The organism is Hymenobacter mellowenesis, assembly GCF_030581005.1.
In the GTDB taxonomy this organism is placed as follows: domain Bacteria; phylum Bacteroidota; class Bacteroidia; order Cytophagales; family Hymenobacteraceae; genus Hymenobacter; species Hymenobacter mellowenesis.
Genome location: NZ_JAUQSX010000004.1, coordinates 37,073 through 62,125 on the forward strand (window position 1 = coordinate 37,073; position 25,053 = coordinate 62,125).

Genomic DNA, 25,053 nt, shown 5'->3' on the forward strand with positions numbered 1-25,053 from the left:
AAAAGCCGACGCGGCGCGTTTAAACCTGCGGCCCGCTACGGCGTTAAGCAGCCGGGCCATCTAAGGCTTCTATTTCAGAATATGCGAAATCCGTTGGTGTTGTGTTTGGTATTGGGGCTGGTGGTGTTGGCCGAATGGTATGGGTATCAGGCGGTGCGCACGGTGGCGCAGCACCTGTCGCCGAGCGCCCGGCGCGGGGTAAATATTGGGTATTGGGTGCTCACGGTAGCCGTGTGGGGCCTGGCCATCTGGGCCGGCAGCACCCGCCAGAATGGCCACACCATCCTCAAAAGCTACCTCATGAGCCTGCCGCTGCTGCTGCTGGCCGCCAAGCTGGTCATTCTCATTCCGCTGCTGTTCGAAGACCTCACGCGGCTGGTGCGGTGGTTGGCCAACTCCGCCAAAAGCCCGGCCGGCACGGAGGGCGCGGCCATTCCGCGCAGCGAGTTCATTGCCAAGCTGGCGTTGGGGCTAGGCGCCATCCCGTTCGTTGGGCTGCTGTGGGGCATGGCCAAAGGCGCCACCGACTACACCGTGCGCCGCGTCACGCTCAAATTTCCCAACCTGCCGGCGGGATTCGACGGCTTCAAGGTGCTCCAGATTTCGGACCTGCACACCGGCAGCTTCAACTCCACCGAGCCGCTGGAGCGGGCCGTGGCCATGATAAACCGCCAGGGCGCCGACCTCATCCTGATGACCGGCGACTTGGTGAACAACCGCGCCGAGGAAGTGGAGCCCCACATCCCGGCCCTCTCCAAAATTAAGTCCGACCTGCCCATCTTCTCCAGCCTCGGCAACCACGACTACGGCGACTACGTGGCCGAATTCCGCGACGACCGCGCCCTGTGGCGCCAAAACCTGGAGCGCCTGATGCAGAACCACGCCAAAATGGGTTGGACGCTGCTCAACGATACAACTCGCTTTATTGAGCGCGGCGGCGACCGAATTGCCATCGTGGGCATCCAGAACAGCAGCTCCCATCTCAACTTTCACACCTACGGCAACCTGCCCAAGGCCCACGCCGCCAGCGGCGACGCGCCCTTCAAAATTCTGCTCTCGCACGACCCTTCTTATTGGGAATCGCACATCCTGAACTACCCCGACATCGACCTCACCCTCAGCGGCCACACCCACGGCATGCAGTTCGGCCTCAACCTGCCCTTTCTGAAGTGGAGCCCCGTGCAGTACGCCTACAAGCAGTGGGCGGGCCTCTACGAGCAAGGCCGCCAGAAACTATATGTCAACGTCGGGCTGGGCTTTCTGGGCTACCCGGGCCGGGTAGGCTTCCTGCCCGAAATCACGGTGTTTGAGCTGCGGCGGGCGTAGCTAAGCTGATAAAAGTACGGTCATGCTGAGCGTTCTATTTATAAGGTTCTTTTTCTGAAAGTAACATCTATCCGGATATTGCCGTAAAGCGCCCCCAAACCCATTACGGTTGTCTTTTAACTACTTCTCATGAAAAATTCCCTTTTGATTCTCGCGGGCGCTGCTGCCCTGTCGCTGGCTTCCTGCTCGCAGGAGAAAACCACCGAAACCACGACCACCCCGGCCGATGGGACGATGACCACCACGACCACGACCACCACGGGCCCCATGACGGACGCCCAGATTGAGGCCCGCGCCCAGCAGATTGCCGATAAAATGGTGGCCAACATGAAAATCACGGACGAGGCCACCAAAACCAAAATCCGCACCGCGTACGTGAACCGCTACAAGCGCATGAACGACATGCGTAGCAAATACACCACCGACACCACCGGCATGGCCGCCGCCATGCGCGACGAGCGGATGGCCGAGGACCAGGAATTCAAAGTGATTTTCGTGGACCCCACCCAGTACCAGGCCTACGAATCGAGCCGCTCGACCTACGACGACAGCAACTACTCCGATGATGCCAGCATGTCGTCTTCGTCGATGTCGGACACGGCGAGCTCCATGGCCCCGTCTTCCTCGACGATGACCACCACGGAAGAAACCACCACCACGACCACCGACAACGGCATGAGCGGCACCGCCGCGGGCGTTTCGAAAATGAAAGCCAAAGCCGATGACGGCAGCAAAATCAAGGTGAAAGAAAACGGCAAGGTGAAAACCAAAGACGCCGACGGCACCAAAGTAAAAAATTAAGGGTTTGGTCGATGCAATCGGCCGAACCATCGTAGAAAAGCCTGCCCTTGCAACGGGGCAGGTTTTTTTTGGCTCATTGGGTTGCTACTTTGTAGTCAGGTTGTGCGTAGTTTATTGATGTTTGCGAAAGTAGTGCTCTGTGTGCGTGGTGTTTGGCCCAAACGGAGCCAGCGGCTGTGGCTGCTGGCCATGCTGTGGCTGCTGGGCGCCGGCGCGGCCCGCGCCCAGGCCCCCAACACGGTGCGCCTGACCGGCAGCGTGGCCGAAGCCGGTTCGCGCCTGCCCGTGCCCGGCGCCACCGTGCAGGTGCAGCGCACCCGCCGCGGCGTGGTGACCGATGCCACCGGCAATTTCGGCCTCGACGTGCTGCCCACCGACACCGTGCTGTTCCGTGCCCTCGGCTTCAAAACCCAGAAGCTGCCCATGGGCGGCACCGGCCTATCGCAGCTGGTGGTGCGCATTCAGCTGGCGCGCGACAGCGTGCAGCTGGGCGAGGTGGAAGTGGTGAGCGACCGCGCCGACCGCGCTATCATCAACCGGGCCCTGCGCAACATCAAGCGTCCCAAGCCGCCCGTGGTGAGCGGCGTGAAGCGCCCACCCGCGCCCAAGCCCCTCTTCGCCGTCGATTCGACTGCGCCCAAGGCCCCGGTGCCCACCATTGCCAGCCCCATCAGCTTGATTTACGACCAGTTTTCGCGCGAAGGCAAGCAGCGCCGCAAGATGGAGGAAATCCAGGCCGAACTGGACGCTGAGAAGCGCCGCAAAGCCCGCGCCCAATACAACAAAGCCTTCAGGGACAACCGCGGCTACGAGCCGTAGGGCTTGAACGAACCAATTAGGAACGTCATGCTGAGCGTAGCCGAAGCATCTTTACCGCGCAACTAATTCATTTTAGTATGGCGGTAAAGATGCTTCGGCTGCGCTCAGCATGACGTTCTGGTTTTTCCAATAACTGTTCGTTGATAACCGTCGTAAGCCCGAAGATGAAAATCGGGTATCCCTGCGTGAATGAGGCGATGGACTGCAGCGCGGCCAATACCTTCCGGCTAGCCTCTTATTCCGACGAACGCCTCATTACGGCCGTATCAGCCAATCTGGCCTGCCTGCGCCGCATGCTGGAATGGAACGTGAGCCAGGGTCTGCTCTTCTTCCGCATGGGCTCGGGCATCGTCCCCTTCGGCTCGCACGAAATCAACACCTTTCCCTGGCAAACCCATTTCGCCGCCGAATTCCGCGCAATCGGCGACTACATCAAGGCCAATGATTTGCGGGTGAGCTTCCACCCCGACCAGTTTGTGGTGCTGAACTCGCCCAGCCCCGACATTGTGCGGCGCAGCATTCAGGAGCTGGTGTATCAGGGCTCGATGCAGGACTTGATGGGGCTCGACGGCACGGCCAAGCTCCAGATTCACGTGGGCGGGCTGTATGGCGAGCGGGAGCTGGCCATCAGCCGGTTTGCGCAGGTGCACGCCACTTTGCCCGAAGTCGTGAAGGCCCGGGTGGTAGTCGAAAACGACGACCGGCTGTTCTCGCTGCGCGACTGCCTACACCTGCACGAGCTGACCGGCGTGCCCATTCTGTTCGATAATTTCCACCACGAGTGCCTCAACCACGGCGAGCCCATGGCCGAGGCCTTGCGCCTGGCCGCTGGCACCTGGCACCCCACCGCCGACGGTGTGCCCATGATGGACTACAGCTCGCAGGCCCTGGGCGAGCGCAAAGGCAAGCACACCGACGACTTGGTGGACGACTCCTTCCGCGAATTCCTGACCCACCTGCACGGCCTCGATTTCGACATCATGCTCGAAATCAAAAACAAGGAAGCTAGTGCTCTGCGCGCCGTGGCCATTCTGCGCGAGCGGGGCCTGAGCGCGCCCGCGCCCAACCTGCCCGAGCCGCCCCTGAACCTCCCGCCCGACCCCAACGCACCCGCCAAAGCCAAACGCGCCCCTAAAAAGGTTGTCAGCTAACCGTTGTCGGTAATCCACCAACTCACCAATCCACAAACCCACCAACCATGCCTTCCGACCACCTCCTCGCCACCATCAGCGCCCTCAAAAACGGCCTCACCAGCCTGCCCCTGGGCTCGGCCATGGACAACACTGAAACCTGGCAGCAGCAGTTTCTGCAAAGCGGCCTGCCCGGCCTGCAGGACATTGCCCGCGAAATCGGCAACCTGCAGTCGCTCCTCACCAGCGGCGCCCTGAGTGCCACAGCTATTGGCAACTCGCTCTCCATGCTCGGCGACCAGACCAGCCAGGTGAGCAAGCAGGCGGCCGACGACTTGAAAAAGCCACTCCAGGAACTGGCCGACCTGCTGCGCAAGCACGGCAGCGACTTGCTGGCCCACGCCGCGAAAAACAAGAAGTAGGTATCCGCGTGTTTCAAACAAAAAGCCCCGGCCAGTAACTGGCCGGGGCTTTTTGTCTTCAATCGGGTTGTCATGCTTCGGCTGCGCTCAGCATGACGTACTATTAGCTCCCTACTGACGCGGCACATTGCTGCTGCTACTGCGGCGCGAGCGGCTGGGCACGATGTCGGACGACTGGCGGGGGCGAACGTCGCGCATGATGGGCTGCTCGCGCACATCGGGCACGGAAGTGGGCGAAAGCTCCGGTGTACCGGCCGGGATGATGGCCCCGCCGGGGTTCGACAAGGGGCGGCTCATCTGAGCGTCGCGGTTGGTGGGCGTGCGCTGCATGTCGGGCGGGCCCTGGATGGTGCTTTGGTTCAGGGCCGGGTTGACGGGCGGAATGGTGGTCTGACCCTGGCTGCCGCCGCGCACCGGCGCCGAGGGGTCGAAGGGAACGGTTTGGGCCTGGGCGGCGGCACTGAGCAGCAACCCGGCAACTAGCAGGAACGGTTTCATGGGTGAAGAGGGGAGGAGGAAGAAAACAAAAAAACCGGCTGCTTCGGAAGAAACAGCCGGTTTCTGGCTTTTATACGGCCTTGAGCCGCAAAGGGTTAGTTCATGGGCTTGGTTTTGGTTTTCCCGCTGCCGTTGTTCATATTGCCTTTGGATTTCATGCGGCCCGTGGTGCTGCCGGAAGTAGTGCCCATGGTGCCGCTGGTCGTGCGCATGGTGCCCGATGTGGTCCCCATGGTGCCGCTGGTCGTGCCCATCGTGCCCGACGTGGTGCCCATCGTGCCGCTGGTGGTCCGCATGGTGCCGCTGGTGGTGCCCGACGTGGTGCCCATGGTGCCGCTGGTGGTGCCGGAGGTCGTCATGGCGCCGCCTGTGCTGCCGCTGGTGGTACCCATGTTGCCACCGGCAGTGGTTTGGGCGAATGCGGCGCTGCTAAAGCCAAGCGTCAGGAGGGCGGCGAGGAAGATTTTGGAGGTATTCATGATAAAGAAGAGTTTGGAAAAGAGGAAATGTGGAAAGGAGAAAGAGGCGAGGAATAGCCGCGGCAGGCGCGGGATTGTCTCTACGGACAGATGCGGGCCCGGGGTTGCGAAAAACAAAAGACAATATTCATAATACCAACTGTTTAGCTTTTGTTTTTGTGGCTGAATATCAAGCTTAACCATGGGCTAGGCAGCAGGTGAGTGGGCACGCAACAAAAAAAATGTTCACCTTCCGGTAACCTTCCCCGGTTGGCGCGGTGTCCACCCCCGAATACCCTCACAACCCCCTGTTATCAGCTTGGACTCGCTATCGGATAATGCCTTGATGCTGCGCGTGAAAGCCGGCGACGTGGACCGGATGGGCCTGCTCTTCGAGCGCTACCACCGGCCGCTCTTTGGCTTTCTCTACCACATGCTGGGCCGCGCCGACACCAGCGAGGACCTCGTGCAAAACGTGTTCTACCGCATGCTGAAATACCGCCACACCTTCACCGGCGAGGGCGAGTTCCGCACCTGGATGTACCACTTGGCCCGCAACGTGCTGGCCGACCACGTGAAGAAAAACCGCCACGCCCGGCACCACGCCGACGTGGACGACGTGGCCGAGCACCTGCCCGGCGGCGCCCCCGCCGACGCCGGTCTGGACCGCGCCCAGGAAGTGGCTACCCTGCACCGGGCGCTGGCCCGCCTCAGCCCTGAGCACCGCGAAGTGCTGGTGCTGAGCCGCTTTCAGGAAATGAAATACGGCGAAATAGCCCAGGTGCTGGGCACCACCGAAGGCGCCGTGAAGGTGCGCGTGCATCGCGCCATGAACGAGCTGAAAACGACTTATCTGCGCATCGAAAATTGACTTCCGCTATGAATTGTGACCATGTGAAAGACCAGCTGGTGGACTACCTGAGCAGCCAGCTTTCCGCCGCTGAGCAGGCCGCCCTCACGGCCCACCTGGCCGGCTGCGCCGACTGCCGCGCGGAGCTGCAGGCCACCCAGCGCGTGTGGCAAACCTTGGGTGCCGTGCGCCCGCCCGAGCCCAGCGAGCACCTGCGCCCCGAGTTCTACGCCATGCTGGCCGGGTTTAAACAGGAACTGAAAGCCACACCCGATTACTCACTAAAGGGCTTGTGGCAGTGGTGGCTGAACCTGGAGATTCCGCGGCCCATTCTGCGGGCCGTGTACAGCCTGTGCCTGGTGAGCGTGGGATTGATTGGGGGCTACTGGCTGAACCGTCAGCCGGCCGCGCCCAGCGGCGAGCAGCAGCAGCTGGCCACCCTGGCTGCCCAGGTGACGCAGATGCGGCAGGTGATGGTGCTCTCGCTCATCGACAACCCCTCCGCCACCGAGCGGCTGCGGGCTGTGGGCTACACCAAAGACCTGAGCGCCCCCAACGCCAAGGTGGTAAGCGCCCTGCTCAGCACCCTCGACCACGACCCCAACGTGAACGTGCGCCTGGCCACCCTGGAAGCCCTGGCCCCGCTGGCCGACGACCCCACTGTGCGCCTGGGCCTGGTGCACTCGCTGCCCAAGCAGGACTCGCCCATGGTGCAGGCCGCCCTGGCTGATGTGATGGTGCAGCTGCAAGAACGCCGCTCGGTGCAGCCGCTGCGCCGCCTGCTGCAACAACCTGGCCTCGACGAATCGGTGAAAAGCAAAATCGAACAAAGTATTCAAACCATCCAAACCGGCCGGCCCGCCGCGCCCTCAACCACCCCCCGCCATGACCAGACCCATATTGCGCCGCAGCCTGAGCCTGCTGCTTCTATTGCTTAGCGCCGGCGCCTGCCGGGCCCAGAGCAAAGAGGCCACCGAAAAAATCAGCAAAGAATTTACTCTCACGGCCGACGCCGGCCGCAGCACCCTGGCCGTCTACAACATCTTCGGCTCGGTACGGGTGCAGGGCTACGCCGGCAACAAAGTGCTGGTGGAAGCCACCAAGAGCGTGCGGGCCGACGACCCAGCCACCCTGGTGCAGGGCCAGCGGGAAGTGAAGCTAGGCTTAACCCAGCACGGCGACAGCGTGGTGGTGTACGTCGCCGAGCCCTACGACTCGCGCCCCCACGACAACCACGGCCGCTGGCACGACCGCGAAATCGACTACCACTACGAGTTCGATTTTGTAGTGAAAGTGCCCTACGCCATGAACCTGCGCGTGAGCACCGTCAATAATGGTTCTATGACCGTGGAAGACGTAACCGGTCCTCTGAACGTGAGTAATGTAAACGGCCCCATTACCCTTAAAAACGTGAAAGGCACCACTAGGGCCCACACCGTGAACGGCAACGTGGACGCCACCTACGCCGCCAACCCTACGGGCGCCTCGTCTTACCACACCATCAACGGCAAAATCCGGGTGCACTACCCGGCCAGCCTGGGCGCCGACCTGCACTTCAAGAGCATGCACGGCGAATTCCTGACCGACTTCCCCAACGCCGAAATGCTGCCCGCGCAAGTCACCAAAAACAAGGAAGGTACTGGCGGTGGCACCGTGTATAAGCTCACCAAAGACACCGCCGTGCGCATCGGCAAAGGCGGACCAGACTTCCGCTTCGAAACACTGAACGGCGACGTTATTATCTCCAAGATTTAGTTAATCAATTCGTTATCATGACTCATTTCCTTCAATTATCCCTCGCGCCCCTGATGCGCCGAGCTACTCTCGCCCTCGCCCTCCTCGGCGGCGCGCTGCCCGGCCGGGCCCAGGAAGCCAAAGAATCCAAAGAAACGCTCACCGTGCCGCTGAGCGCGCCCGGCAAGCCCGGTACCCTGGAAGTGGGCCTTATTTTCGGCGCCATCCACGTCACGGGCTACAATGGCAAAGACGTGGTGGTCGATGCCGCCTTCCGCCCCAAGCAGGGCAGCCGGCGCGCCGAAACCCCGCCCCCCAATGGCATGAAGCGCCTGTCCTCGGCCGGCGGCCTGAACCTGACCGTGGAGGAAAAAAACAACCACGTGGAGGTATCGACCGAAGTGCCCACCCAGCCGGTCGACCTCACTATTCGGGTGCCGCACAACTTCTCGCTGCAACTGACTACCGTGAATAATGGCAGCATCATCGTCGACAACGTGAGCGGCGAGCTGGAAATCTCGAACGTGAACGGCGCCATTCAGCTCAACGACGTGTCGGGCTCGGCCGTGGCCAACACCGTGAACGGCAACCTCACCGCCACCTTCAAAAGCATCACCAACGGCACGCCCATGGCCTTTTCCACCCTCAACGGCAAGGTGGACGTGACCTTCCCCGCCAACCTAAAGGCGGCCCTGAAAATGAAATCGGAGCGCGGCGAAGTGTACAGTGACTTCGACGTGGCCGTGGATAAATCCCCCGGCAAAGTCACCCGCACCAGCCAAAACGGCCTCACCCGTCTCAGCACCGACGACTGGACCTACGGCAAAGTAAACGGCGGCGGCGCCGAGGTGATGATGAAAACGATGAACGGGAATATTTATCTGCGCAAGGCGAAGTAGGGGGGCATGGTGCTTGTCTGCAAGCCATCCTAAACAGAACGTCATGCAGAGCGCAGCGAAGCATCTTTACCTCAGTAGTAAATCCTGTCGATTGGATTACTTCCGAGGTAAAGATGCTTCGCTGCGCTCTGCATGACGTTCAGCTTTGGGCATAAGCCCAGCCTGCATCAGCCCATTCTGTTTACCGCACCACCAGACGGCTGGTAGCGCCATCCGCCGCGCGCAGCAGATACAGGCCGGCCGGCAGGCCACGCACGTCGAGCTTATCGGTGGCTACGGGCAACTGGCGTATAGTGCGGCCCAGCCCATCAAGCAGGGTGCCGACCACGGGGCGGCTCAGGCGCACGGCGGCATCGGGTGCGGCGGGGTTGGGGAAGCAGTAGAGGGCTTCTGGCGCGGTCAGGCCGTTTTTCACGGCCGTGACGGTACCGCGCAGGCCCACCTGGTACACGGCCACGGTGCTGCTTACTTCGTTGGCCAGCAGCAGGAGCGGGGCGCCGGTGGGGCTGTTGGCGGCCGATACGAACACGATGCCCTCGGGGCCTTCGTCGCCGGCGCCGGTGGTCAGGCTGCGGTTGTTGATGTACTGCACGAGGCGCGGGTTGGCCGGGTCGTTCACGTTCAGGACCACCACGCCGCCCTGGCGCTCCAGGCTCACGAAGGCATAAGTGGTATCGCGAATCATGCCGATGGTGGTGCCTTCGGGCTCGGGGCCTTTGTCGTCGGAACGGTTTTTCCGCACCGGGTTGCCGGTGGTATTGCTGGCGTTGAAGATGCTGCCAAACGTGGCGTCGGTGCTGGTGATGCGCTCCAGCAAATCGCCGCTGTCGTGCACCAGCGCGCCGGTGTTGGCGTTCAGGATGCTGAACGAGCGGCTGCCGTAGGCGTAAATCTGGTCGAAGTCGCCGTCGCCGTCGGTGTCGCCCAGCTTGTTGGTCACGTTGAGGCGGCCCAGGGCGCTGGCGTTTTTCAGCATCGCGGCCTGCGGGAAAGCGGTGGGGTCGAGGGTGTAAGCAGCGTCGCCGAGACGCACTACTTCGCTCATGCCGGTGTATTCGCGGGCGTCGCCCTCGTTGGCCGTGATGAGGAAACGACCGCCACCGAGGCTGGCCGGCAGCTCAAATGAGGCAATGGCATCGGGCTGGCGCATGCCGCGTACGGGCCAGTTGGCCAGCAGCACGTCGGCGGCCTGGTCGGAAGCGTCGAAGCTGAAGCCGGGCTGGCTGTGGTCCTGGAAGCCGATGGGGCGCAGGCTGGTGAACTGCAGCGTGGTGAGGTCGAGCGTGGCCAGGGCGTTGTTTTCCTGCAGGCCGATATAGGCCGTGCGCGAGTCGGCCGAGACGGCCACGTACTCCGGCTCCAAATCCTGGGCCACGCTGCTGGGCGTGCCCGCCGGCCCGCCGTAGATGCGGATGCCGGACGTACGCAGGGTGGCAGCCTGGCTGTTGTAGGCGCTGAAATCCAGCGTCGTCACGCGGCTCTGGGTCACGGCCGCGATGCCGCCGGTCATATCCACCACCGACACCGAGCCGAGCGGGTCGTCGGTGTAGGCGGTGTTGGGCTCACCTTCGTTGGCGGTGATGAGCTTCAGACCATCGGGCGAGAAGGTTATCATGTCGGGCATGGCGCCCACCGTCACCTGTTTGATGAAGGTACCGTTTTGGTCGAAAAACACGATGCTGCCGTTTTGCTGGGGCGCCGCGTTTTCGATGGCGCAGGCCACCAGCCCATTGCGCACCGCCACCGAGTTGATGCCGCCATACGGCGCCATGCTGATGGAGGCCACCGACGTGAGCGCGCCGGGCGTGCTGAAATTGAGAATATCGAGCTTGCCGCCGATGGAGTTGGCCACGTACAGGCGCTGGGTGGTGGGGTCGTGGGCGATGATTTCGGCCGAATTTGTGCCGCTCACGCCGTTCTGGTAGCTGCCCAGCAGGTTCAGGCGCAGGTTGCCCGTGCGGGCCGGGGCCTGCGTGTCGTTGTCCTTGATGAACACCAGAAATTCCGTAGCGCCGGCCGTGAGCGTGGCGTTGGTTGGGTTCTGGAGGCGCACGGTGAAGTATTCGACAGCCTCGGCCGTGGCATCATCCAGGATGGGCAGCGTGAGCGTGGCCGTGGTGCTGCCCGGCGCGAAGGTGATGGTCTGGGCACTGGCAAAAGTGAAATCGGCACCGGCCGTGGCCGTGCCCAGCGGCGCCACCACGGCCTGCACCGTGCTGGCCGTGGTGCCCGCGTTGCGGATGCTGAGCGGAATGGCCACGGTGCCCGCGCTTTCAGTCACGATGAGCGGCGTGGTGCTGGCGGTGAAACCCAGGTCCGGCACCACGGCGGTGGCGGTGCGGCTGAGGCTGATTTCGTCGAAGGCCACCCAGTCGTCGTTGCCGTTCTGGCGCACGGCCAGGCGCAGGCGGGCGTGGGTGCTGCCGGCCGGCACGGGCACCGTCACGGTGGTCCAGGCCTGGGTGTCCTTGTTGAGCTGGTTGTAGGTGCGCGGAATCGACCAGGTCGTGCCGTTGTCGAAGCGCACCACGTAGGCCAGCGAGTCGGAGTTGTCGAAGGCGTTGCTGAAATACTTGAACGTGACCGTATTGGCCGCCGTGGCGCCGCTGGTAATGGCCACGGGCGCGAAGTCGAGGTAGTGCCACACGCTCAGGTTTGCGGTGAGTGGGCCTTCCAAGTCGCGCCCGCCCCACAGGTTGGCGCCGGCCGAGGGCGTGGCCACTGTGAGGCCGGTGCCGGCCGTGCCAATGGTGGTGAGCACCGCCCATTGGTCGGTGGCGGCGAGGTCGTTATACGTGGCGGGCGTGGGCGTGAAGGCCCATGTGTCGGCCGCGCTGCTCTCGAAGCTCTGAGCCACGTTCTGGGCCCGGGCTGCCGTGCCGGCCACGCCAAAAGCCAGTAGCAAAGCCGCCGAAAAACGAGTAAGGTAAGGGTGTAAATGCATGAATTTTAGCTTGATGAAACAACGAGCCAAAACTATCGGGCGCCTGTTAGCTCAAGATGACAAGCACGTTACCTAATTGCGTTGCAGTCGTTTTTCAGGCACCTGGCCGTTTCCTGGCGGTAGGCTAAACCGGAGTGGTGCGACGGCTGACAGCCGTCGTATCACTAATTCGTTGGAAGTCGTCGCCAAGCCCTGTTCAACGGGTAGTGCACCACCGGCATCCAGGCCAACACCGTTTTTTTAGTGCTTACAGTTCGCTCCCATTTGCCCTTTGCTTAGAGCCCGCGCGCTACTTTCGCGGCGCGTTTCCCGCCTCCCAATCAACTCCTCCCAATGGCTGCCCTTCCTTCCGAAACCCCGACCAACCAAGAAGACGAAAAGCGGCACGCCGCCGCCACGGCCCTGCGCTGGGTGCGCAGTGGCATGGTGCTGGGGCTGGGCAGCGGCAGCACCTCGGCCCATTTTATCACCCTGCTCGGCGAGAAAGTGCAGGCCGGCGAGCTGCAGATTCAGGCCACCGCCACCTCGCAGGCCAGCGAAGCCCTGGCCCGCCAACTGGGCATCCCGCTGCTGGAGCCGCGCCGCGGCCTGCGCTTCGACCTCACCGTAGACGGCGCCGACGAGCTCGACGCGCAGCTGCAACTGATGAAGGGCGGCGGCGGCGCCCTGCTCCGCGAAAAGGTACTCAAAACCGCGTCCGACTACCTGCTCATCATCGCCGATTCCTCGAAATACGTGGCCCAGCTGGGCCGTTTCCCGCTGCCGCTCGAAGTGGTGCCCTTCGCCCTGCCCTGGGTGCTGGATGCCGTGGAAAAGTTAGGCGGCGCGCCGGTAGTGCGTCCTAATCAGAGCCAGCCCGACGGCCTTTACCGCTCCGACCAGGGCAATCTGCTGGTCGATTGCCATTTCAAGGTGATTTCTGAGCCTGAGCAGTTGGCCTTGCAGCTGCAGGCCGTGCCCGGCATCGTGGAGCATGGCTTATTCCTCGGCATGGCGCAGGCGGCCGTGGTGGCGCGGGGCGAGCAGGCGGTGGTGGTGCGAGCCGGGCAGGTGGATGTTGAAGCGGAGGGGTTTGCGGAGTTGCCGTAACCTCACCCCCTGACCCCCTCTCCAAAAAAGAGGGGGCACCGGCCCGGCTGCAACGACTCATTGGGAAGCAAAAAAGCCCGCAACTGCGGGCTTTTTTATTGGGTGATTTATCAGGAGCAAATCCGGTGCCCCCTCTTTTTTGGAGAGGGGGTCAGAGGGTGAGGTGAACGGCCGCCGCTTCATCCAGAAACCAGTGCAACTCGCCGTCACTCGGCGCGATGAGCTGGGCCGGAAACTCCTCTACGTCCCGCGCATCGCGCAGCACGTGGCGCACGGCGGCGGCCTTATCGGCCCCGTAGACCAGGAAGGCCACGGCGTGCGCCAGGTTCAGCAGGGGGGCGGTGAGGGTGATGCGGTGGGCGTCCAGCTCGGGCACAAAGACCTCGCGGGCGCCCACAGTGGCGTCGTGTAACACGGCGGTATGCGGAAACAGCGAGGCCGTGTGCGAGTTGTCGCCGAGGCCTAGCAATACGAGGTCGAAGCGCAGTTCCGCTTCGCCGAAAAAATCTGTAATGGTTTGGGTATACTCTTCGGCGGCCTTGGCCGGCGGCAGGGAAGTGTGGACGGCGAAAACCTGCGTGGGCGCAATGCCCAGCGGCGCCAGCAGCGCCTGAGTAGCCATCAGGAAATTGCTTTGCGGGTCGGTGGCCGGCACGTTGCGCTCATCGCCAAAAAAGAAGTACACCTGCTCCCAGCGCACCCGCTCGCGGTAGGCGGGCGAAGCCAGCAGCTCGTACAGCTTCTTGGGTGAGCCGCCGCCCGACAGCGCCACCGAAAACCGACCCCGCGCCGCCGTGGCGCGTTCGGCCAGCGCCACAAACAGGTCGGCCAGGCCGTAGAGGACTTCCTCCACGGTGGCGAAAACGTGCAGTTGGGGGGCGCTATTTCTTGCTGTTTTTTCCATTGAGGGGCAGGGTAAACCAGTGGAAACCGTCGCGGGCAATCAGCGCCTCCGCCGATGCCGGGCCCCACGAGTCGGCCGAATAGTTGGGGAAATTCTGGCTGGTGCGGCCCTGCCACGAGTGCAGAATGGGCATCACCAAATCCCAGGCTGCTTCCACCTGGTCGCCGCGCATGAAGAGTGTCTGGTCGCCCATCATGGTGTCCAGCAGCAGGGTTTCGTAGGCTTCGGGGGCCTCGTTGGTGTAGGTGCCTTTGTAGTCGAATACCATGTCCACGGTGTTGAGCATCATGTCGAGACCGGGGCGCTTGGCCTGCACCTGCAGCCGGATGCTCATCTCGGGCTGAATGCTGATGATGAGGCGGTTCTGTCGATGGGTTTCGGCGGCTTCGGGCGGGAAGATGAAGTGCGGCACGTCCTTGTACTGAATGGTGATGACGGACGCCGAGCGGTGCAGGCGCTTGCCGGTGCGCAGGTAAAACGGCACACCCTGCCAGCGCCAGTTGTCCACGAAAAACTTCACCGCTGCGAAGGTTTCGGTGTTCGACGTGGGGTTGGCGTCCTTTTCCTCGCGGTAGCCGGGTACCTTTTTGCCCTCAATCCAGCCCTCGGCGTACTGCCCGCGCACAGTCGACTCGCGCACTTCCTCGGGCGTGAAGCGGCGCATGGCGCGCAACACGTCCACCTTGCGGTTGCGCACCTCGTCGGCCGTGAAATTCACGGGCGGCTCCATGGCCACTAGGCACAGCAGCTGCAGCAGGTGGTTCTGAATCATGTCGCGCAGGGCGCCGGCGCCGTCGTAATAGCCGCTGCGGTCGCCCACGCCCAGCTGCTCGGTCACCGAAATCTGCACGTGCTCGATGTAGTTGCGGTTCCAGAGCGGCTCCATCAGCGCATTGGCGAAGCGGAAGGCCATGATGTTCTGCACCGTTTCCTTGCCCAGGTAGTGGTCGATGCGGTAAATCTGGCGCTCGTCGAAAATGCCCGCCAGCAGCTTGTTCAGCGCCCGGGCCGACTCCAAATCGTGCCCAAACGGCTTCTCGATGACGATGCGCGTGCGGGCCGGGTCGTCGGCCAGCTTGCTCTTGGCCAGGTTGGTGGCGATGACGGGGAAGAACTCCGGGGCCACCGCCAGGTAGTAAATCACGTTGGCTTTGGCATCCCATTCCTTTTCCAGCCGCGCAATGTGCTGGCTGAAAACCTTGAAGCTGTCCGCGTTTTTCACGTCGGCCACCTCGTAGGTCACGTGCGGGGCGAAGGTGCTCCATACCTCCTTTTTGGGCTTGCCGGTGCGCGAAAACTGGCCGATGTCATTCAGCAGCTTGTCTTCAAATTGCTGACTGGTGAGCTGGGTGCGGCCCGTGCCGATGATGGCAAACTGCTCGGGCAGCCAGCCATCCAGAAACAGGTTGTAGAGCGCCGGGCCCAGCTTGCGGGCGTTCAAATCGCCAGTGCCGCCGAAAATGACGAAAATGGTGGGGGTGGCTTCTTTGGGGTTGTTGTTCATGCCTGATAAGGTGCAGTTGCGGAATGCGAAATAGAGAAGACCGTCATGCAGAGCGCAGCGAAGCATCTTTACCGCGTAGCGTAAACCAATCGATTGAATTACTTGTGCGGTAAAGATGCTTCGCTATGCTCTGCATGACCGCCAATTTGGGCGAGGCTGAAAATCTAATTATTCGGCGTCACGGGCTTTTCGGTCTTCACTTCCTCGCCCACTTCCACGTCTTTCTTGTTGGCCGCGTCTTCGTGCTCCGGCGTCCATTGGGTATGGAAAACGCCCTCCTTGCCAATCAGCTCGTAGGTATGCGCCCCGAAGTAGTCGCGCTGCGCCTGAATCAGGTTCGAGGGCATGCGGGCGGTGCGGAAGGTATCGAAGTAGCTCAGGGCCGAGGCGTAGCCGGGCAGCGGCAGGCCGGCCGTCACGGCCGCCGCCACCACGGCGCGGCTGCCGGGCACAGCGGCGCTCACCACATTCTTCACCTGCTCATCGAGCAGCAGGTGGGCCAGGTCGGGCGCTTGCTGGTAGGCGTTGAAAATCTCGGTTAGGAAACCGGAACGGATGATACAGCCGCCGCGCCAGATTTTGGCAATCTTGTCCAGCTCCAGGTTGTAGGAAAAATCCTTCGAGGACTTGGTCAGCAGCTGCATGCCCTGGGCGTAGGTAATGGCCATGCTGAAGTAAAAGGCCTGCTCCAGTTGCACCAGAAAGGCTTCCTTGTCCACCGAAAACGGCCCGGCCGCCGGACCGTACATGCCGGCCAGCTGTTCGCGCAGGGCCTTGTACTTCGACAGGTCGCGCATCGAAACCGCCGTGTCGATGGTCGGAATCGGCAGCTCCAAATCCATGGCTACCTGCGAGGTCCATTTGCCGGTGCCTTTGGAACGGGCCTCGTCCTTGATATCGTCGAGCAGCAAATGGTCGGTATCGGGCGCGATGAACTTGAAAATATCCTTCGTAATGTCCAGCAAAAAAGACTGCAGCCGGCCCGCGTTCCACTGCGTGAATACCTCGCCAATGGCCGCATTGTCCATTCCCAGGCCGGTTTTCAGCACGGCATAGGTTTCGGCGATGAGCTGCATGAGGCCGTACTCGATGCCGTTGTGCACCATTTTCACGAAGTGGCCGGCCGCGCCGGGCCCTATGTAAGTCACGCAGGGCTCGTCGCCCACGCGGGCCGCAATGGCCTCGAACATGGGCTGCACCACGCGGTAGGCCTCTTTGTCGCCGCCGGGCATCATGCTGGGCCCGAAGCGGGCGCCTTCCTCGCCGCCGCTCACGCCCATACCGAAGAAGTGCAGGCCGGCGGCTTCCAGGGCCACGGCCCGCCGCTCGGTGTCGGTGAAGTGGGAGTTGCCGCCGTCGATGATGATGTCGCCGGGCGCGAGCAGGGGCTGCAGCTCGGCAATCACACTGTCCACGATTTTGCCGGCCGGCACCAGCAGCATCACCGAGCGCGGCGTCTGGAGGCTGTTAAGGAAGGGCGCCAGCTCGGAGAAGCCTGTTACGGGCTTGCCGGCGCCTTCTTCGGCCAGCAGGCGCACTTTGTCGGCGTCTTTGTCGTAGCCGGCCACGCCGAAATTGTGGTCGGCCAGGTTCAGCAACAGGTTGCGGCCCATGGTGCCGAGGCCAATCATACCGAAGGAATACGCGGGGGGAGGGGTGCTCATATCAGGTGTTTAGGGTGAAAGAGGGGCTGAAAGTGCAAACAGGTTAGAAAAGAAGCGGGGCGCGACTAAAGTTTTGAGGAGGGGGGCTTTAAATGTTTGTCCCAACCCGATACGGGAAACACGCAGATTGGGGCGGGTTCCCGGTTCGTTCTGACGTGGCGCCTCACCCCCTGACCCCCTCTCCCAAAGGAGAGGGGGCACCGGTCATGCTCCTTCTGAAAATCGTCAGGCTCCCCTCTCCGCAGAAGAAGGGCCGGGGGTGAAGTGACCCATTAGAACGAAACAGGTTTAGCATAATACGCTTTATGCTTTTGTGTTTGTGCTGAATGTCAAGAGTTTGTTATTGAAATAAAAAAGTACTGCCTCTCAGGTAATAATTTTTTTACAGCACCTTGTAACGAATAGGCAAACTCCCGGTACTCCTCTCACCTCACCCCAAACATCCCCACCCGTGACCCTCACGAGTACGAGCGACGAAGAACTGATGGCAGCCGTTCGGGCCGACGACCTCGACCAGCTCGTGCCCTTGTTCGAGCGCTACCACGGCCCCTTGTTCAACTACCTCACCCGCCTCACCAACGACCGCGACCTCAGCGAAGACCTCACCCAAACCGTGTTCGAGCGCATCCTCAAATACCGCAGCAGCTACCAGCCCACCCAGCCCTTCAAGGCCTGGGTGTACCAGATGGCCCGCAACGTGCACGCCGACCACTGGCAGCGCCAGCAGAAGCTGCGCGTCGCCGACACCGACGTGGAGGACGTGGAGCGCACCGGTGCCTTACGCGGTGGCGCTTTCTCCCAAATGCGCGTCAACAACAGCCACGACGACCTGCACGAAGCCCTGAACCTGCTGCCCGTGCCCCAGCGCGAAATCCTGGTGCTGAATCGCTTTCAGGGTTTCGGCTACGAAGAAATCGGGAAGCTGCTGGGCTGCACCGCCGAGGCCGCCCGCGTGAAAGCACACCGTGCCCTACAGGCCCTACGCAAAATTTATTTCGCCAATTGAAGTAGTTGTTAGTTGCTGGTTGTCAGCTGTTAGGGAGCAGAATAGGAACAAATGACAACCCGTGAAAACCAGCAAAACACTAACAACTGACAACGAACAACCAACAACTAAAATGAAGCCCGAACTATCTGCCTGCCACGAGCTTGAAGCGCTGCTGCCGGCTTACGTCGAGCACAGCCTGCCCGCCGCCGAGGCCGAGCGCGTGGCCGCTCATCTACTTGGCTGCCCCGGCTGCCAACTGCAAGTCATCCAGCTCCGCGCCCTCACCAACGACCTGGACGCGGCCCTGCCTGAAGTGCCCCGCACCGCTCTGCGCGCCAATTTTATGGCTATGTTGGAGGAGCAAAAGCAGCTGCTGAAACCTGAAGCAGCTGTTGCCAAGCCGGTGGCCGCCCCGGCGCAGCCCGAAGCCAAAGTGGTGTCGATGTGGCCCACCGCCGGGTTCAATACTTGGATGCGCGTGGCGGCCAGCATCGTGCTTATTGCCACCGGAGTGCTGCTGGGCCGCAACCTGCACTGGGGCCCGCAGGGCGGCGCTGAAGTAGCAGTTGCTAATCCAGACGCCAACCAGCAAACCCACACCCAGCTGGCCCGCGCCCTGACGCCTGCCAACGGCCAGGTGGTTTCGGCCAGCGACCGGATTCAACTCGTGAACAATTCGACTAACGAAACCGAGCCCGGCGACGCCACCGTGCAGGTGCTGCTCAATACCCTCAACTTCGACCCCAACCCCAACGTGCGCCTGGCTACCTGTGAGGCCCTCTACCGCCTGCGCGCCGACCCGCGGGTGCGCGAAGGCTTAGTGCACGCCCTCAGCGTGCAAACCGACCCAAACGTGCAGATTACGCTCATTGACATGGTGGTATCGATGCAGGTGCGTCGCGCCGTGCCTCAGCTCGAAAAGCTTGCCAAGCGTCCCGACGCCCTGCCCGTGGTGCGCGCCCAGGCCGAAGCCGGCATTGGTAAACTGATATAAGAACGTCAGCAACTTAGAACGTCATGCAGAGCGCAGCGAAGCATCTTGCCCGCCACCGCTAATCCAATCGATTGAATTACTGCCTGCGGTAAAGATGCTTCGCTGCGCTCTGCATGACGTTTTGAAATCCTTATAACACCACGCTTTTCTCTCCTTTTTTCTGCACGCGGCGCCGCCCACCCCGGCGCCGCGCTAGGACCTCATTTGCTTAATTTTTACAACCATATGAACAAGTTCATCCTCTTAGCTCTGACGGGCGCTCTGGCAATTCAAACGGCCAGCGCCCAGGAATTCAAGACCAAACTCGGCGGCAAAGACCGCAAAATCGTGCTCGAAATGCAGGGCAGCGACGTGACCGTGGAAGGCATCGACGGCACCGAGCTGGTGATTAAAGGCAACGGCTTTGAGCCGGCCCCCAAGCGCGCCGAGGGCCTGCACCCCATCTACAACACGGCCGTGGACAACACCAACATCGGCCTTTCGGTGACGCAGACCGACAACACGGTGCGCATCGTGCGGGCCTCGCGCAAGGACGCCAACTACGTGGTGCAGGTGCCCCGGGGCTCCAGCGTGCAATACACCCAAACCAACTGGAACGGCGGCGACCTGGTGGTGCGCGACGTGAGCGGCAGCATGGAAATCACCATGAAATCGGGCGATATCAAGATGACAAACGTGGCCGGCCCGGTGGTGGCCACGGCCGTGAGCGGCGACATTCAGGTGAAGTTTGCGCCCATGCGCCAGGGGCCCAGCTCCATCACCACCGTGAGCGGCGACGTGGACGTGAGCATGCCCAGCAACACGAAAGCCACACTGAAGCTGCGCTCGGTGTCGGGCGAAGTCTACACCGATTTCGACCTGACCATGGGCAAAAACGGCGACGACAGCATGCGCCACATCGGCGGCCAGGTGGTGGACGGCACCATCAACGGCGGCGGCAACGGCGTGTCGCTCAAGACGGTGAGCGGCGATATCTACGTGCGCAAAGCCAAGTAGCTGCTGTAGCGTGGACTCTGCGAGTCCGCGCCTGGGCGAACGTCCTGCCATGCGCGGACTCGCAGAGTCCACGCTACAGCCCACTCACGCGCTATTGCCTACAAATCCGCACCTTCCACTTCTGCAAAACCTCCTTCCCATGCGTCACCTCCTATTCCTACTAGCCCTCGTCACGGCTGCCATTAAGCCTGCCGCCGCTCAGAAAATCCTCGAAAAAAGCGTGGACCTCGCCAAAGGCCAGCGCGTATTTCTCGAACTGCCCCAGGCCAGTAACATCCGCGTTCGGGCCGGTGCCAGTGGTAAAGTGATGCTGAAAGCATCGGTGAACCTGAACCAGAACCGGCTAAACGATGCGCTGCTGCTTGAGGTGGAGCAGGCGGCTGATGGCGTGAAGCTGTCTTCGAATCTTGATTACGACATGATTCGGGCGGCGCCGCCCGGCGATTGCCCTGAAAGCATTTACTACGGAGATACGTACATCAGCTATGGCAAAAACGGGAAACGTGATGCCAGCGCTTCCCGTTTGTGCGCCGTCATCGACTACGAAATCACCGTGCCGGCTGGTACCGACCTGCGCGTGAGCACGCTGAGCGGCAACATCGACGTGGCCGGCCTTACCGGCCCCCTGGAAGCCAAGTCGCTGAGTGGCTTTGTGGACGTGGCCTGGCCCGCCACGCAGGGCGCCGAACTGGCCCTGAAAACCATCACCGGCGAGGTGTATACCGACCAGGAAATCGCCTTCACCTCGGAGCCGAAGAAAAACCCCATCGTGGGCTACCAGCTGCGCGGCACGCTCAAGGGCAGCGGCCCGCTCGTCAAGCTCGAATCCATCAGCAACGACGTGTATTTCCGCAAGCGGAAGTAACCATTCCCAAGAAGGACAGTTTCCCCGCAAAAGGACGCCGGTTTGGCTCCTTGATGGAATGTTATTGTCTAAAAATCAGACTGATAATCTGGTTTTTGAGTGAAAGGATAGGGGCGCTGCGGGTGGTACTGGTCTGCAAGCTGGCCCGCCCGCGGTAGTGGTTCCGAAGTGGTTTTGGTGAGTGAAACGACGCCGAATAGCCCGCCCCATCTTTTTGCTTTTCCGGGCCTGCCCGGCCCCGCTTCCGTCGGATTTCTGCTGCTCATTCTTAACCCCCGACACCCCATGCCCTCCCCCTTTTCTCTGCAATTTTTTGGATTAATGCTGCTCCTGAGCCTGGGCTGCCTGACGGCCCGGGCTCAGACGGCATCGGCAGCTCCTGCCGCCGCCGCCACGGCCGCGCCCCGGCGCCAGCTGGCGGCCCTGCGCATTGCCCAGCCCGTGAAGCTCGACGGCGTGCTCGACGAAGCCGCGTGGCGCGAGGCGGCCGTCACGGGCCAGTTCACGCAGCAGCGCCCCAAGCCCGGCCAGCCCGAAAAGCAGCCCACCGAAGTGCGGGTGCTCTACGACGACGCGGCGCTCTACGTGGGCGCGGTGATGCACGATATTTCGCTGGATTCCATTCCACGCGAGCTGACGGCGCGCGACAACACCGGAAACTCCGACTTCTTCGGCTTTTTTCTCGATACTTATAATGACCACCTCAACGGCTACGGCTTCATCGTGACCAGCAGCGGCGTGCAGCTCGACTCGCGCTACTCGCCGGCCGGCGGCGAAGACTTCAACTGGAACGCCGTGTGGGAAAGCCGCGCCGCCCTGCAAGGCACCGATTGGGTGGTGGAAATGCGGATTCCGTACTCCGCCATCCGTTTCAGCACGGCCGATGTGCAGCACTGGGGCCTGAATTTCATGCGCCAGCGCAAGCGCGAAAACGCCGCTTATTTCTGGAACGAAGTGAAGCCGCAGGTCGACGGCTTCGTGAACCAGTGGGGTGAACTGACCGGCGTGCAGGGCGTGAAGCCGCCGCTGCGCCTCTCGCTCACGCCCTACGTGTCGGGCTACGTGAACGACAACCCGCTGAACGCCGCCGGCACCAAGCGCACCACCACCAGCTTCAACGGCGGGGCCGACGTGAAGTGGGGCATCAACGAAAGCTTCACGCTGGATGCCACGCTGGTGCCGGATTTCGGGCAGGTGCAGAGTGACAACCAGGTGCTGAACCTCTCGCCGTTCGAGGTGCAATTCAACGAGAACCGGCAGTTTTTCACCGAAGGCACCGAGCTGTTCAACAAGGGCAACCTGTTCTATTCGCGCAGGGTAGGGGCCACGCCCATCGGCTTTTATGGCGTGACGGCTGGTACGAATGAGCGCATCGTGCGCAACCCTTCGGAAACGCGGTTGCTGAATGCCACCAAAGTGTCGGGCCGCACCAGCAAGGGCCTGGGCATCGGCGTGTTCAACGCCTTGAGCAACGACATGTACGCCACCATCCGCAACACCGAAACCGGGCAGGAGCGCGAGGTGCTCACCCAGCCGTTTGCCAACTACAACATCGCGGTGCTCGACCAAAGCCTCAAGCACAATTCCTACGTCTCACTCATCAACACCAACGTGACGCGCGCCGGCGCCACCTACGACGCCAACGTGACCGGCGGCCTCTTCCGCTTCGCCAACCCCAAAAACACCTACGCCGTGGACGGCCGCGTGGTGTACTCGCGCCGCCGGGGTACCAACTTCGGCTCCACCGAGGAGGTATCGGACCGCGACGGCTACAAGTACCAGGTGGGCTTGAGCAAAATCTCGGGCAATTTCACCTGGAGCTACAATCATGGCATCGAATCGGATACCTACAACCCGAACGACCTCGGCATCCTGTTTGGCAACAACAACATCAGCAACTCGCTCGACCTGGCTTACCGCCGCTACAAGCAGTTCTGGAAGGTGAACAACCTCTACGTGTTTGGCAGTGTGAACCATTCGCTGCTCTACAAGCCGACCTTGTATCAGGGCCTGAACTTCTACCTCGGCGCCAATACCACCTTCACCAAGAGCTTCTGGCAGCTGGGCTTCGACCTGAACGTGGACCCCGTGACGCACGACTTCTTCGAGCCGCGTACCGCGCCGCTGGGTGACTATTACGTGCGCGTGCCGGCCAACTCCCGCTTCGTGTTCTTCTTCAACTCTGACTCGCGCAAGAAATTTGCCCTGAGCTGGAACGCCGGCACCCAGCAATACGCCCAGGACGACCGCCTGAGCAACCGCCCGCGTCGCACCGGCTACAGCCTGGGCTTCTACCCGCGCTACCGCGTGAACGACCACCTCACCTTCCGCTACAGCGTGGACTGGAGCCTGCGCCAAAACCAGATTGGCTACGTGAACGGCGGCCTCTCGGCCCGCGAAATCCTCGACCAGAATTTCATGGGCCAAACCCTGCTGGGCCGCCGCGACGTGGCCACCATCGCCAACGTGGCCTCGGTGGCCTACACCTTCACCAACCGCATGTCGTTCACGCTGCGCCTGCGCCACTACACCAGCAACGTGCGCTACCTCGATTTCGCCACCCTAGGCAAAGACGGCGTCGAAACGCCCGCCGCCTACCAGCGCAACCGCGACAACACCTACAACGCCTTCAACATCGACGCCGTGTATTCGTGGTGGTTCGCGCCCGGCTCGCAGCTGAGCATCGTTTGGAAAAACGCCGGCGCCACCACCCTGCTAGCCGAGCGGGCCACGCCGCAGTTCTTCGATAATTTTAACGATACCATCAACACGCCGCACAATAACTCGGTGTCGGTGAAGGTGCTGTACTACCTGGATTATCTGGCGCTGCGGAAGGGACGGGCCGGTAAGTAACTACTAGGAACGTCATGCAGAGCGCAGTGAAGCATCTTGCCCGCCACAAGTAATTCAATCGGAATAATTACCCGTGGCGGGCAAGATGCTTCGCTGCGCTCTGCATGACGTTCTTTGCAGTGCTTTTTCCCTGCTCTGAAAAACGTATGCCGCCCCCCGCTGCCCTAGAACTCCGCACCGTCGTGCTCACGCGCTACGTGACGCCGCTCCGCGAGGGCGGCTCCCTGCCCGCCCTGATGGAAGCCGACGACAACTTCCTCTACGTGGTGAAGTTCCGCGGGGCGGGGCAGGGGGTGAAAGCCCTCATTGCCGAGCTGATTGTGGGCGAGCTGGCCCGCGCGCTGGGCTTGCGCGTGCCGGAGCTGGTGTTTTGCGAGCTGGACGAAAGCTTTGGCCGCACCGAGCCCGACGAGGAAATCCAGGACCTGCTGCAAGCCAGCACCGGCCGCAACCTGGCTCTGCACTACCTCTCCGGCGCCATCACCTACGATGCGCTGGTGACCACCATAGCGCCGCACTTAGCCTCCCAAATCGTGTGGCTCGACTGCCTCACGCTGAACGTGGACCGCACCGCCCGCAACACCAATATGCTGATGTGGCACAAGGAGCTCTGGCTCATCGACCACGGCGCGGCCCTCTACGTGCACCATGCCGGCCCCGAGTGGGCCGCGCCGCGCCCGCGCCCCTTCCCCCAAATCAAAACCCACGTGCTGCTGCCCCAGGCCACCGAGCTGGCCGCCGCCGACGCCTTGGGCCGCGCCCGCCTCACGCCCGAGGTCATTCGCGGCATTGTGGCGCTGGTGCCCGACGAGTGGCTGGCGCACGCCGCCGGCACGCCCGCCGAGGAACGCGCCGCCTACGCTGGCTTCCTCGAAGCCCGCCTGGCGCAGTCCAAAACCTTTGTTCAGGAAGTTGAAAATGCCCGCCATGCACTTGTTTGAGTACGCCGTGCTGCGCGTGGTGCCCCGCGTGGAGCGCGAAGAATTCCTGAACGTGGGCGTTATTCTCTACTGCAAAGACCAGCGCTTCCTACAGGTGCAGTGCGCCGTGCCCGAAGCCCGCCTGCGCGCCTTCGCCCCTGACCTCGACCTGGCCGAAGTGGCCGCCCGCCTGCACGCCTTCGAGCGCATCTGCGAGGGCCGGGCTACCGGCGGCACCATCGGCCAACTGCCCGTTGCCGAGCGGTTTCGCTGGCTCACGGCCACGCGCAGCACCGTGGTGCAGTGCTCGCCCGTGCACCCCGGCCGCTGCACCGAAGCCGCCGAGACACTGGAGCGGCTGCTGGAGCAACTGGTGCGCTGAGGGAGCAACCAGC

Annotated in this window: 23 protein-coding genes; 17 read left to right on the top strand and 6 right to left on the bottom strand. The window is 62.2% G+C overall.

Going from position 1 to position 25,053, the window contains the following annotated elements:
- Positions 1-81 precede the first annotated feature (81 nt).
- The 5 genes from Q5H92_RS08620 to Q5H92_RS08640 all read left to right on the top strand — a co-directional run bounded on the left by Q5H92_RS08620 (position 82) and on the right by Q5H92_RS08640 (position 4,498).
- The gene (locus Q5H92_RS08620) at positions 82-1,326 is read left to right on the top strand and encodes a metallophosphoesterase (RefSeq protein ID WP_305011108.1); all 1,245 of its coding nucleotides are present in this window, start codon (positions 82-84) and stop codon (positions 1,324-1,326) included.
- A 129-nt stretch (positions 1,327-1,455) separates the two neighbouring features.
- Positions 1,456-2,127, top strand: a complete 672-nt coding sequence (locus Q5H92_RS08625; RefSeq protein ID WP_305011109.1) for a hypothetical protein — start codon at positions 1,456-1,458, stop codon at positions 2,125-2,127.
- Between the two features lie 117 nt (positions 2,128-2,244).
- Positions 2,245-2,946, top strand: a complete 702-nt coding sequence (locus tag Q5H92_RS08630) for a carboxypeptidase-like regulatory domain-containing protein (protein WP_305011110.1) — start codon at positions 2,245-2,247, stop codon at positions 2,944-2,946.
- 164 nt (positions 2,947-3,110) lie between these two features.
- The gene (uvsE, locus tag Q5H92_RS08635) at positions 3,111-4,097 is read left to right on the top strand and encodes a UV DNA damage repair endonuclease UvsE (protein ID WP_305011111.1); all 987 of its coding nucleotides are present in this window, start codon (positions 3,111-3,113) and stop codon (positions 4,095-4,097) included.
- A 47-nt stretch (positions 4,098-4,144) separates the two neighbouring features.
- Complete coding sequence (locus Q5H92_RS08640; RefSeq protein ID WP_305011112.1) at positions 4,145-4,498, top strand: hypothetical protein; 354 nt, start codon at positions 4,145-4,147, stop codon at positions 4,496-4,498.
- A 111-nt stretch (positions 4,499-4,609) separates the two neighbouring features.
- On the opposite strand, the gene Q5H92_RS08645 is transcribed toward Q5H92_RS08640, so the two are convergent.
- Together Q5H92_RS08645 and Q5H92_RS08650 are read right to left on the bottom strand one after the other, a co-directional pair.
- Positions 4,610-4,996: a hypothetical protein gene (locus tag Q5H92_RS08645; RefSeq protein ID WP_305011113.1), complete on the bottom strand. Its 387-nt coding sequence runs from the start codon at positions 4,994-4,996 to the stop codon at positions 4,610-4,612.
- Between the two features lie 95 nt (positions 4,997-5,091).
- A complete protein-coding gene (locus Q5H92_RS08650; RefSeq protein WP_305011114.1) occupies positions 5,092-5,475 on the bottom strand; it encodes a hypothetical protein in 384 nt (127 codons plus the stop codon).
- 325 nt (positions 5,476-5,800) lie between these two features.
- Between Q5H92_RS08650 and Q5H92_RS08655 the strand changes: the two genes are divergently transcribed.
- The 4 genes from Q5H92_RS08655 to Q5H92_RS08670 are packed head-to-tail and all read left to right on the top strand — an operon-like array spanning position 5,801 to position 8,937.
- Entirely contained in the window at positions 5,801-6,325 is a 525-nt protein-coding gene (locus Q5H92_RS08655; RefSeq protein ID WP_305011486.1) for an RNA polymerase sigma factor, read from the top strand.
- A gap of 8 nt (positions 6,326-6,333) precedes the next feature.
- Positions 6,334-7,242, top strand: coding sequence for a zf-HC2 domain-containing protein (locus Q5H92_RS08660; RefSeq protein WP_305011115.1), 909 nt, complete (start codon positions 6,334-6,336; stop codon positions 7,240-7,242).
- Entirely contained in the window at positions 7,190-8,059 is an 870-nt protein-coding gene (locus tag Q5H92_RS08665; RefSeq protein WP_305011116.1) for a DUF4097 family beta strand repeat-containing protein, read from the top strand. The genes Q5H92_RS08660 and Q5H92_RS08665 overlap by 53 nt, the downstream gene beginning before the upstream one ends.
- Positions 8,060-8,076: 17 nt before the next feature.
- On the top strand, positions 8,077-8,937 hold the full coding sequence (locus Q5H92_RS08670; RefSeq protein ID WP_305011117.1) for a DUF4097 family beta strand repeat-containing protein: 861 nt from the start codon (positions 8,077-8,079) through the stop codon (positions 8,935-8,937).
- A 181-nt stretch (positions 8,938-9,118) separates the two neighbouring features.
- Here Q5H92_RS08670 and Q5H92_RS08675 read toward each other — a convergent pair whose 3' ends face one another.
- Positions 9,119-11,881, bottom strand: a complete 2,763-nt coding sequence (locus Q5H92_RS08675; protein WP_305011118.1) for a choice-of-anchor I family protein — start codon at positions 11,879-11,881, stop codon at positions 9,119-9,121.
- A 333-nt stretch (positions 11,882-12,214) separates the two neighbouring features.
- Here Q5H92_RS08675 and rpiA point away from each other — a divergent pair, with 333 nt between their 5' ends.
- The gene (rpiA, locus tag Q5H92_RS08680; protein WP_305011119.1) at positions 12,215-12,970 is read left to right on the top strand and encodes a ribose-5-phosphate isomerase RpiA; all 756 of its coding nucleotides are present in this window, start codon (positions 12,215-12,217) and stop codon (positions 12,968-12,970) included.
- A gap of 151 nt (positions 12,971-13,121) precedes the next feature.
- On the opposite strand, the gene pgl is transcribed toward rpiA, so the two are convergent.
- The 3 genes from pgl to gnd form a co-directional block, all read right to left on the bottom strand.
- A complete protein-coding gene (gene pgl, locus Q5H92_RS08685; RefSeq protein WP_305011120.1) occupies positions 13,122-13,874 on the bottom strand; it encodes a 6-phosphogluconolactonase in 753 nt (250 codons plus the stop codon).
- Positions 13,852-15,378: a glucose-6-phosphate dehydrogenase gene (gene zwf, locus Q5H92_RS08690; RefSeq protein ID WP_305011121.1), complete on the bottom strand. Its 1,527-nt coding sequence runs from the start codon at positions 15,376-15,378 to the stop codon at positions 13,852-13,854. The genes pgl and zwf overlap by 23 nt, the downstream gene beginning before the upstream one ends.
- A gap of 164 nt (positions 15,379-15,542) precedes the next feature.
- A complete protein-coding gene (gnd, locus tag Q5H92_RS08695) occupies positions 15,543-17,042 on the bottom strand; it encodes an NADP-dependent phosphogluconate dehydrogenase (protein ID WP_305011122.1) in 1,500 nt (499 codons plus the stop codon).
- Positions 17,043-17,493: 451 nt separating this feature from the next.
- On the opposite strand from gnd, the gene Q5H92_RS08700 reads away from it, so the two are divergent.
- The 7 genes from Q5H92_RS08700 (at position 17,494) to Q5H92_RS08730 (ending at position 25,040) form a co-directional block, all read left to right on the top strand.
- Positions 17,494-18,048, top strand: a complete 555-nt coding sequence (locus tag Q5H92_RS08700) for an RNA polymerase sigma factor (RefSeq protein WP_305011123.1) — start codon at positions 17,494-17,496, stop codon at positions 18,046-18,048.
- 112 nt (positions 18,049-18,160) lie between these two features.
- A complete protein-coding gene (locus Q5H92_RS08705; protein WP_305011124.1) occupies positions 18,161-19,024 on the top strand; it encodes a HEAT repeat domain-containing protein in 864 nt (287 codons plus the stop codon).
- 225 nt (positions 19,025-19,249) lie between these two features.
- Complete coding sequence (locus tag Q5H92_RS08710; protein ID WP_305011125.1) at positions 19,250-20,020, top strand: DUF4097 family beta strand repeat-containing protein; 771 nt, start codon at positions 19,250-19,252, stop codon at positions 20,018-20,020.
- 139 nt (positions 20,021-20,159) lie between these two features.
- The gene (locus Q5H92_RS08715; protein ID WP_305011126.1) at positions 20,160-20,885 is read left to right on the top strand and encodes a DUF4097 family beta strand repeat-containing protein; all 726 of its coding nucleotides are present in this window, start codon (positions 20,160-20,162) and stop codon (positions 20,883-20,885) included.
- Between the two features lie 321 nt (positions 20,886-21,206).
- Positions 21,207-23,738, top strand: coding sequence for a DUF5916 domain-containing protein (locus tag Q5H92_RS08720; RefSeq protein WP_305011127.1), 2,532 nt, complete (start codon positions 21,207-21,209; stop codon positions 23,736-23,738).
- A gap of 146 nt (positions 23,739-23,884) precedes the next feature.
- Positions 23,885-24,679, top strand: a complete 795-nt coding sequence (locus tag Q5H92_RS08725; protein WP_305011128.1) for a HipA family kinase — start codon at positions 23,885-23,887, stop codon at positions 24,677-24,679.
- Entirely contained in the window at positions 24,657-25,040 is a 384-nt protein-coding gene (locus Q5H92_RS08730) for a DUF3037 domain-containing protein (RefSeq protein ID WP_305011129.1), read from the top strand. Before Q5H92_RS08725 ends, Q5H92_RS08730 begins: the two co-directional genes overlap by 23 nt.
- Positions 25,041-25,053: the final 13 nt, after the last annotated feature.

Coding starts and splice junctions, on each gene's coding strand:
- Q5H92_RS08620 (WP_305011108.1), top strand. CDS start 82: ATGCGAAATCCGTTGGTGTTGTGTTTGGTATTGGGGCTGGTGGTGTTG.
- Q5H92_RS08625 (WP_305011109.1), top strand. CDS start 1,456: ATGAAAAATTCCCTTTTGATTCTCGCGGGCGCTGCTGCCCTGTCGCTG.
- Q5H92_RS08630 (WP_305011110.1), top strand. CDS start 2,245: ATGTTTGCGAAAGTAGTGCTCTGTGTGCGTGGTGTTTGGCCCAAACGG.
- uvsE (WP_305011111.1), top strand. CDS start 3,111: ATGAAAATCGGGTATCCCTGCGTGAATGAGGCGATGGACTGCAGCGCG.
- Q5H92_RS08640 (WP_305011112.1), top strand. CDS start 4,145: ATGCCTTCCGACCACCTCCTCGCCACCATCAGCGCCCTCAAAAACGGC.
- Q5H92_RS08645 (WP_305011113.1), bottom strand. CDS start 4,996: ATGAAACCGTTCCTGCTAGTTGCCGGGTTGCTGCTCAGTGCCGCCGCC.
- Q5H92_RS08650 (WP_305011114.1), bottom strand. CDS start 5,475: ATGAATACCTCCAAAATCTTCCTCGCCGCCCTCCTGACGCTTGGCTTT.
- Q5H92_RS08655 (WP_305011486.1), top strand. CDS start 5,801: ATGCTGCGCGTGAAAGCCGGCGACGTGGACCGGATGGGCCTGCTCTTC.
- Q5H92_RS08660 (WP_305011115.1), top strand. CDS start 6,334: ATGAATTGTGACCATGTGAAAGACCAGCTGGTGGACTACCTGAGCAGC.
- Q5H92_RS08665 (WP_305011116.1), top strand. CDS start 7,190: ATGACCAGACCCATATTGCGCCGCAGCCTGAGCCTGCTGCTTCTATTG.
- Q5H92_RS08670 (WP_305011117.1), top strand. CDS start 8,077: ATGACTCATTTCCTTCAATTATCCCTCGCGCCCCTGATGCGCCGAGCT.
- Q5H92_RS08675 (WP_305011118.1), bottom strand. CDS start 11,881: ATGCATTTACACCCTTACCTTACTCGTTTTTCGGCGGCTTTGCTACTG.
- rpiA (WP_305011119.1), top strand. CDS start 12,215: ATGGCTGCCCTTCCTTCCGAAACCCCGACCAACCAAGAAGACGAAAAG.
- pgl (WP_305011120.1), bottom strand. CDS start 13,874: ATGGAAAAAACAGCAAGAAATAGCGCCCCCCAACTGCACGTTTTCGCC.
- zwf (WP_305011121.1), bottom strand. CDS start 15,378: ATGAACAACAACCCCAAAGAAGCCACCCCCACCATTTTCGTCATTTTC.
- gnd (WP_305011122.1), bottom strand. CDS start 17,042: ATGAGCACCCCTCCCCCCGCGTATTCCTTCGGTATGATTGGCCTCGGC.
- Q5H92_RS08705 (WP_305011124.1), top strand. CDS start 18,161: ATGAAGCCCGAACTATCTGCCTGCCACGAGCTTGAAGCGCTGCTGCCG.
- Q5H92_RS08710 (WP_305011125.1), top strand. CDS start 19,250: ATGAACAAGTTCATCCTCTTAGCTCTGACGGGCGCTCTGGCAATTCAA.
- Q5H92_RS08715 (WP_305011126.1), top strand. CDS start 20,160: ATGCGTCACCTCCTATTCCTACTAGCCCTCGTCACGGCTGCCATTAAG.
- Q5H92_RS08720 (WP_305011127.1), top strand. CDS start 21,207: ATGCTGCTCCTGAGCCTGGGCTGCCTGACGGCCCGGGCTCAGACGGCA.
- Q5H92_RS08725 (WP_305011128.1), top strand. CDS start 23,885: ATGCCGCCCCCCGCTGCCCTAGAACTCCGCACCGTCGTGCTCACGCGC.
- Q5H92_RS08730 (WP_305011129.1), top strand. CDS start 24,657: ATGCCCGCCATGCACTTGTTTGAGTACGCCGTGCTGCGCGTGGTGCCC.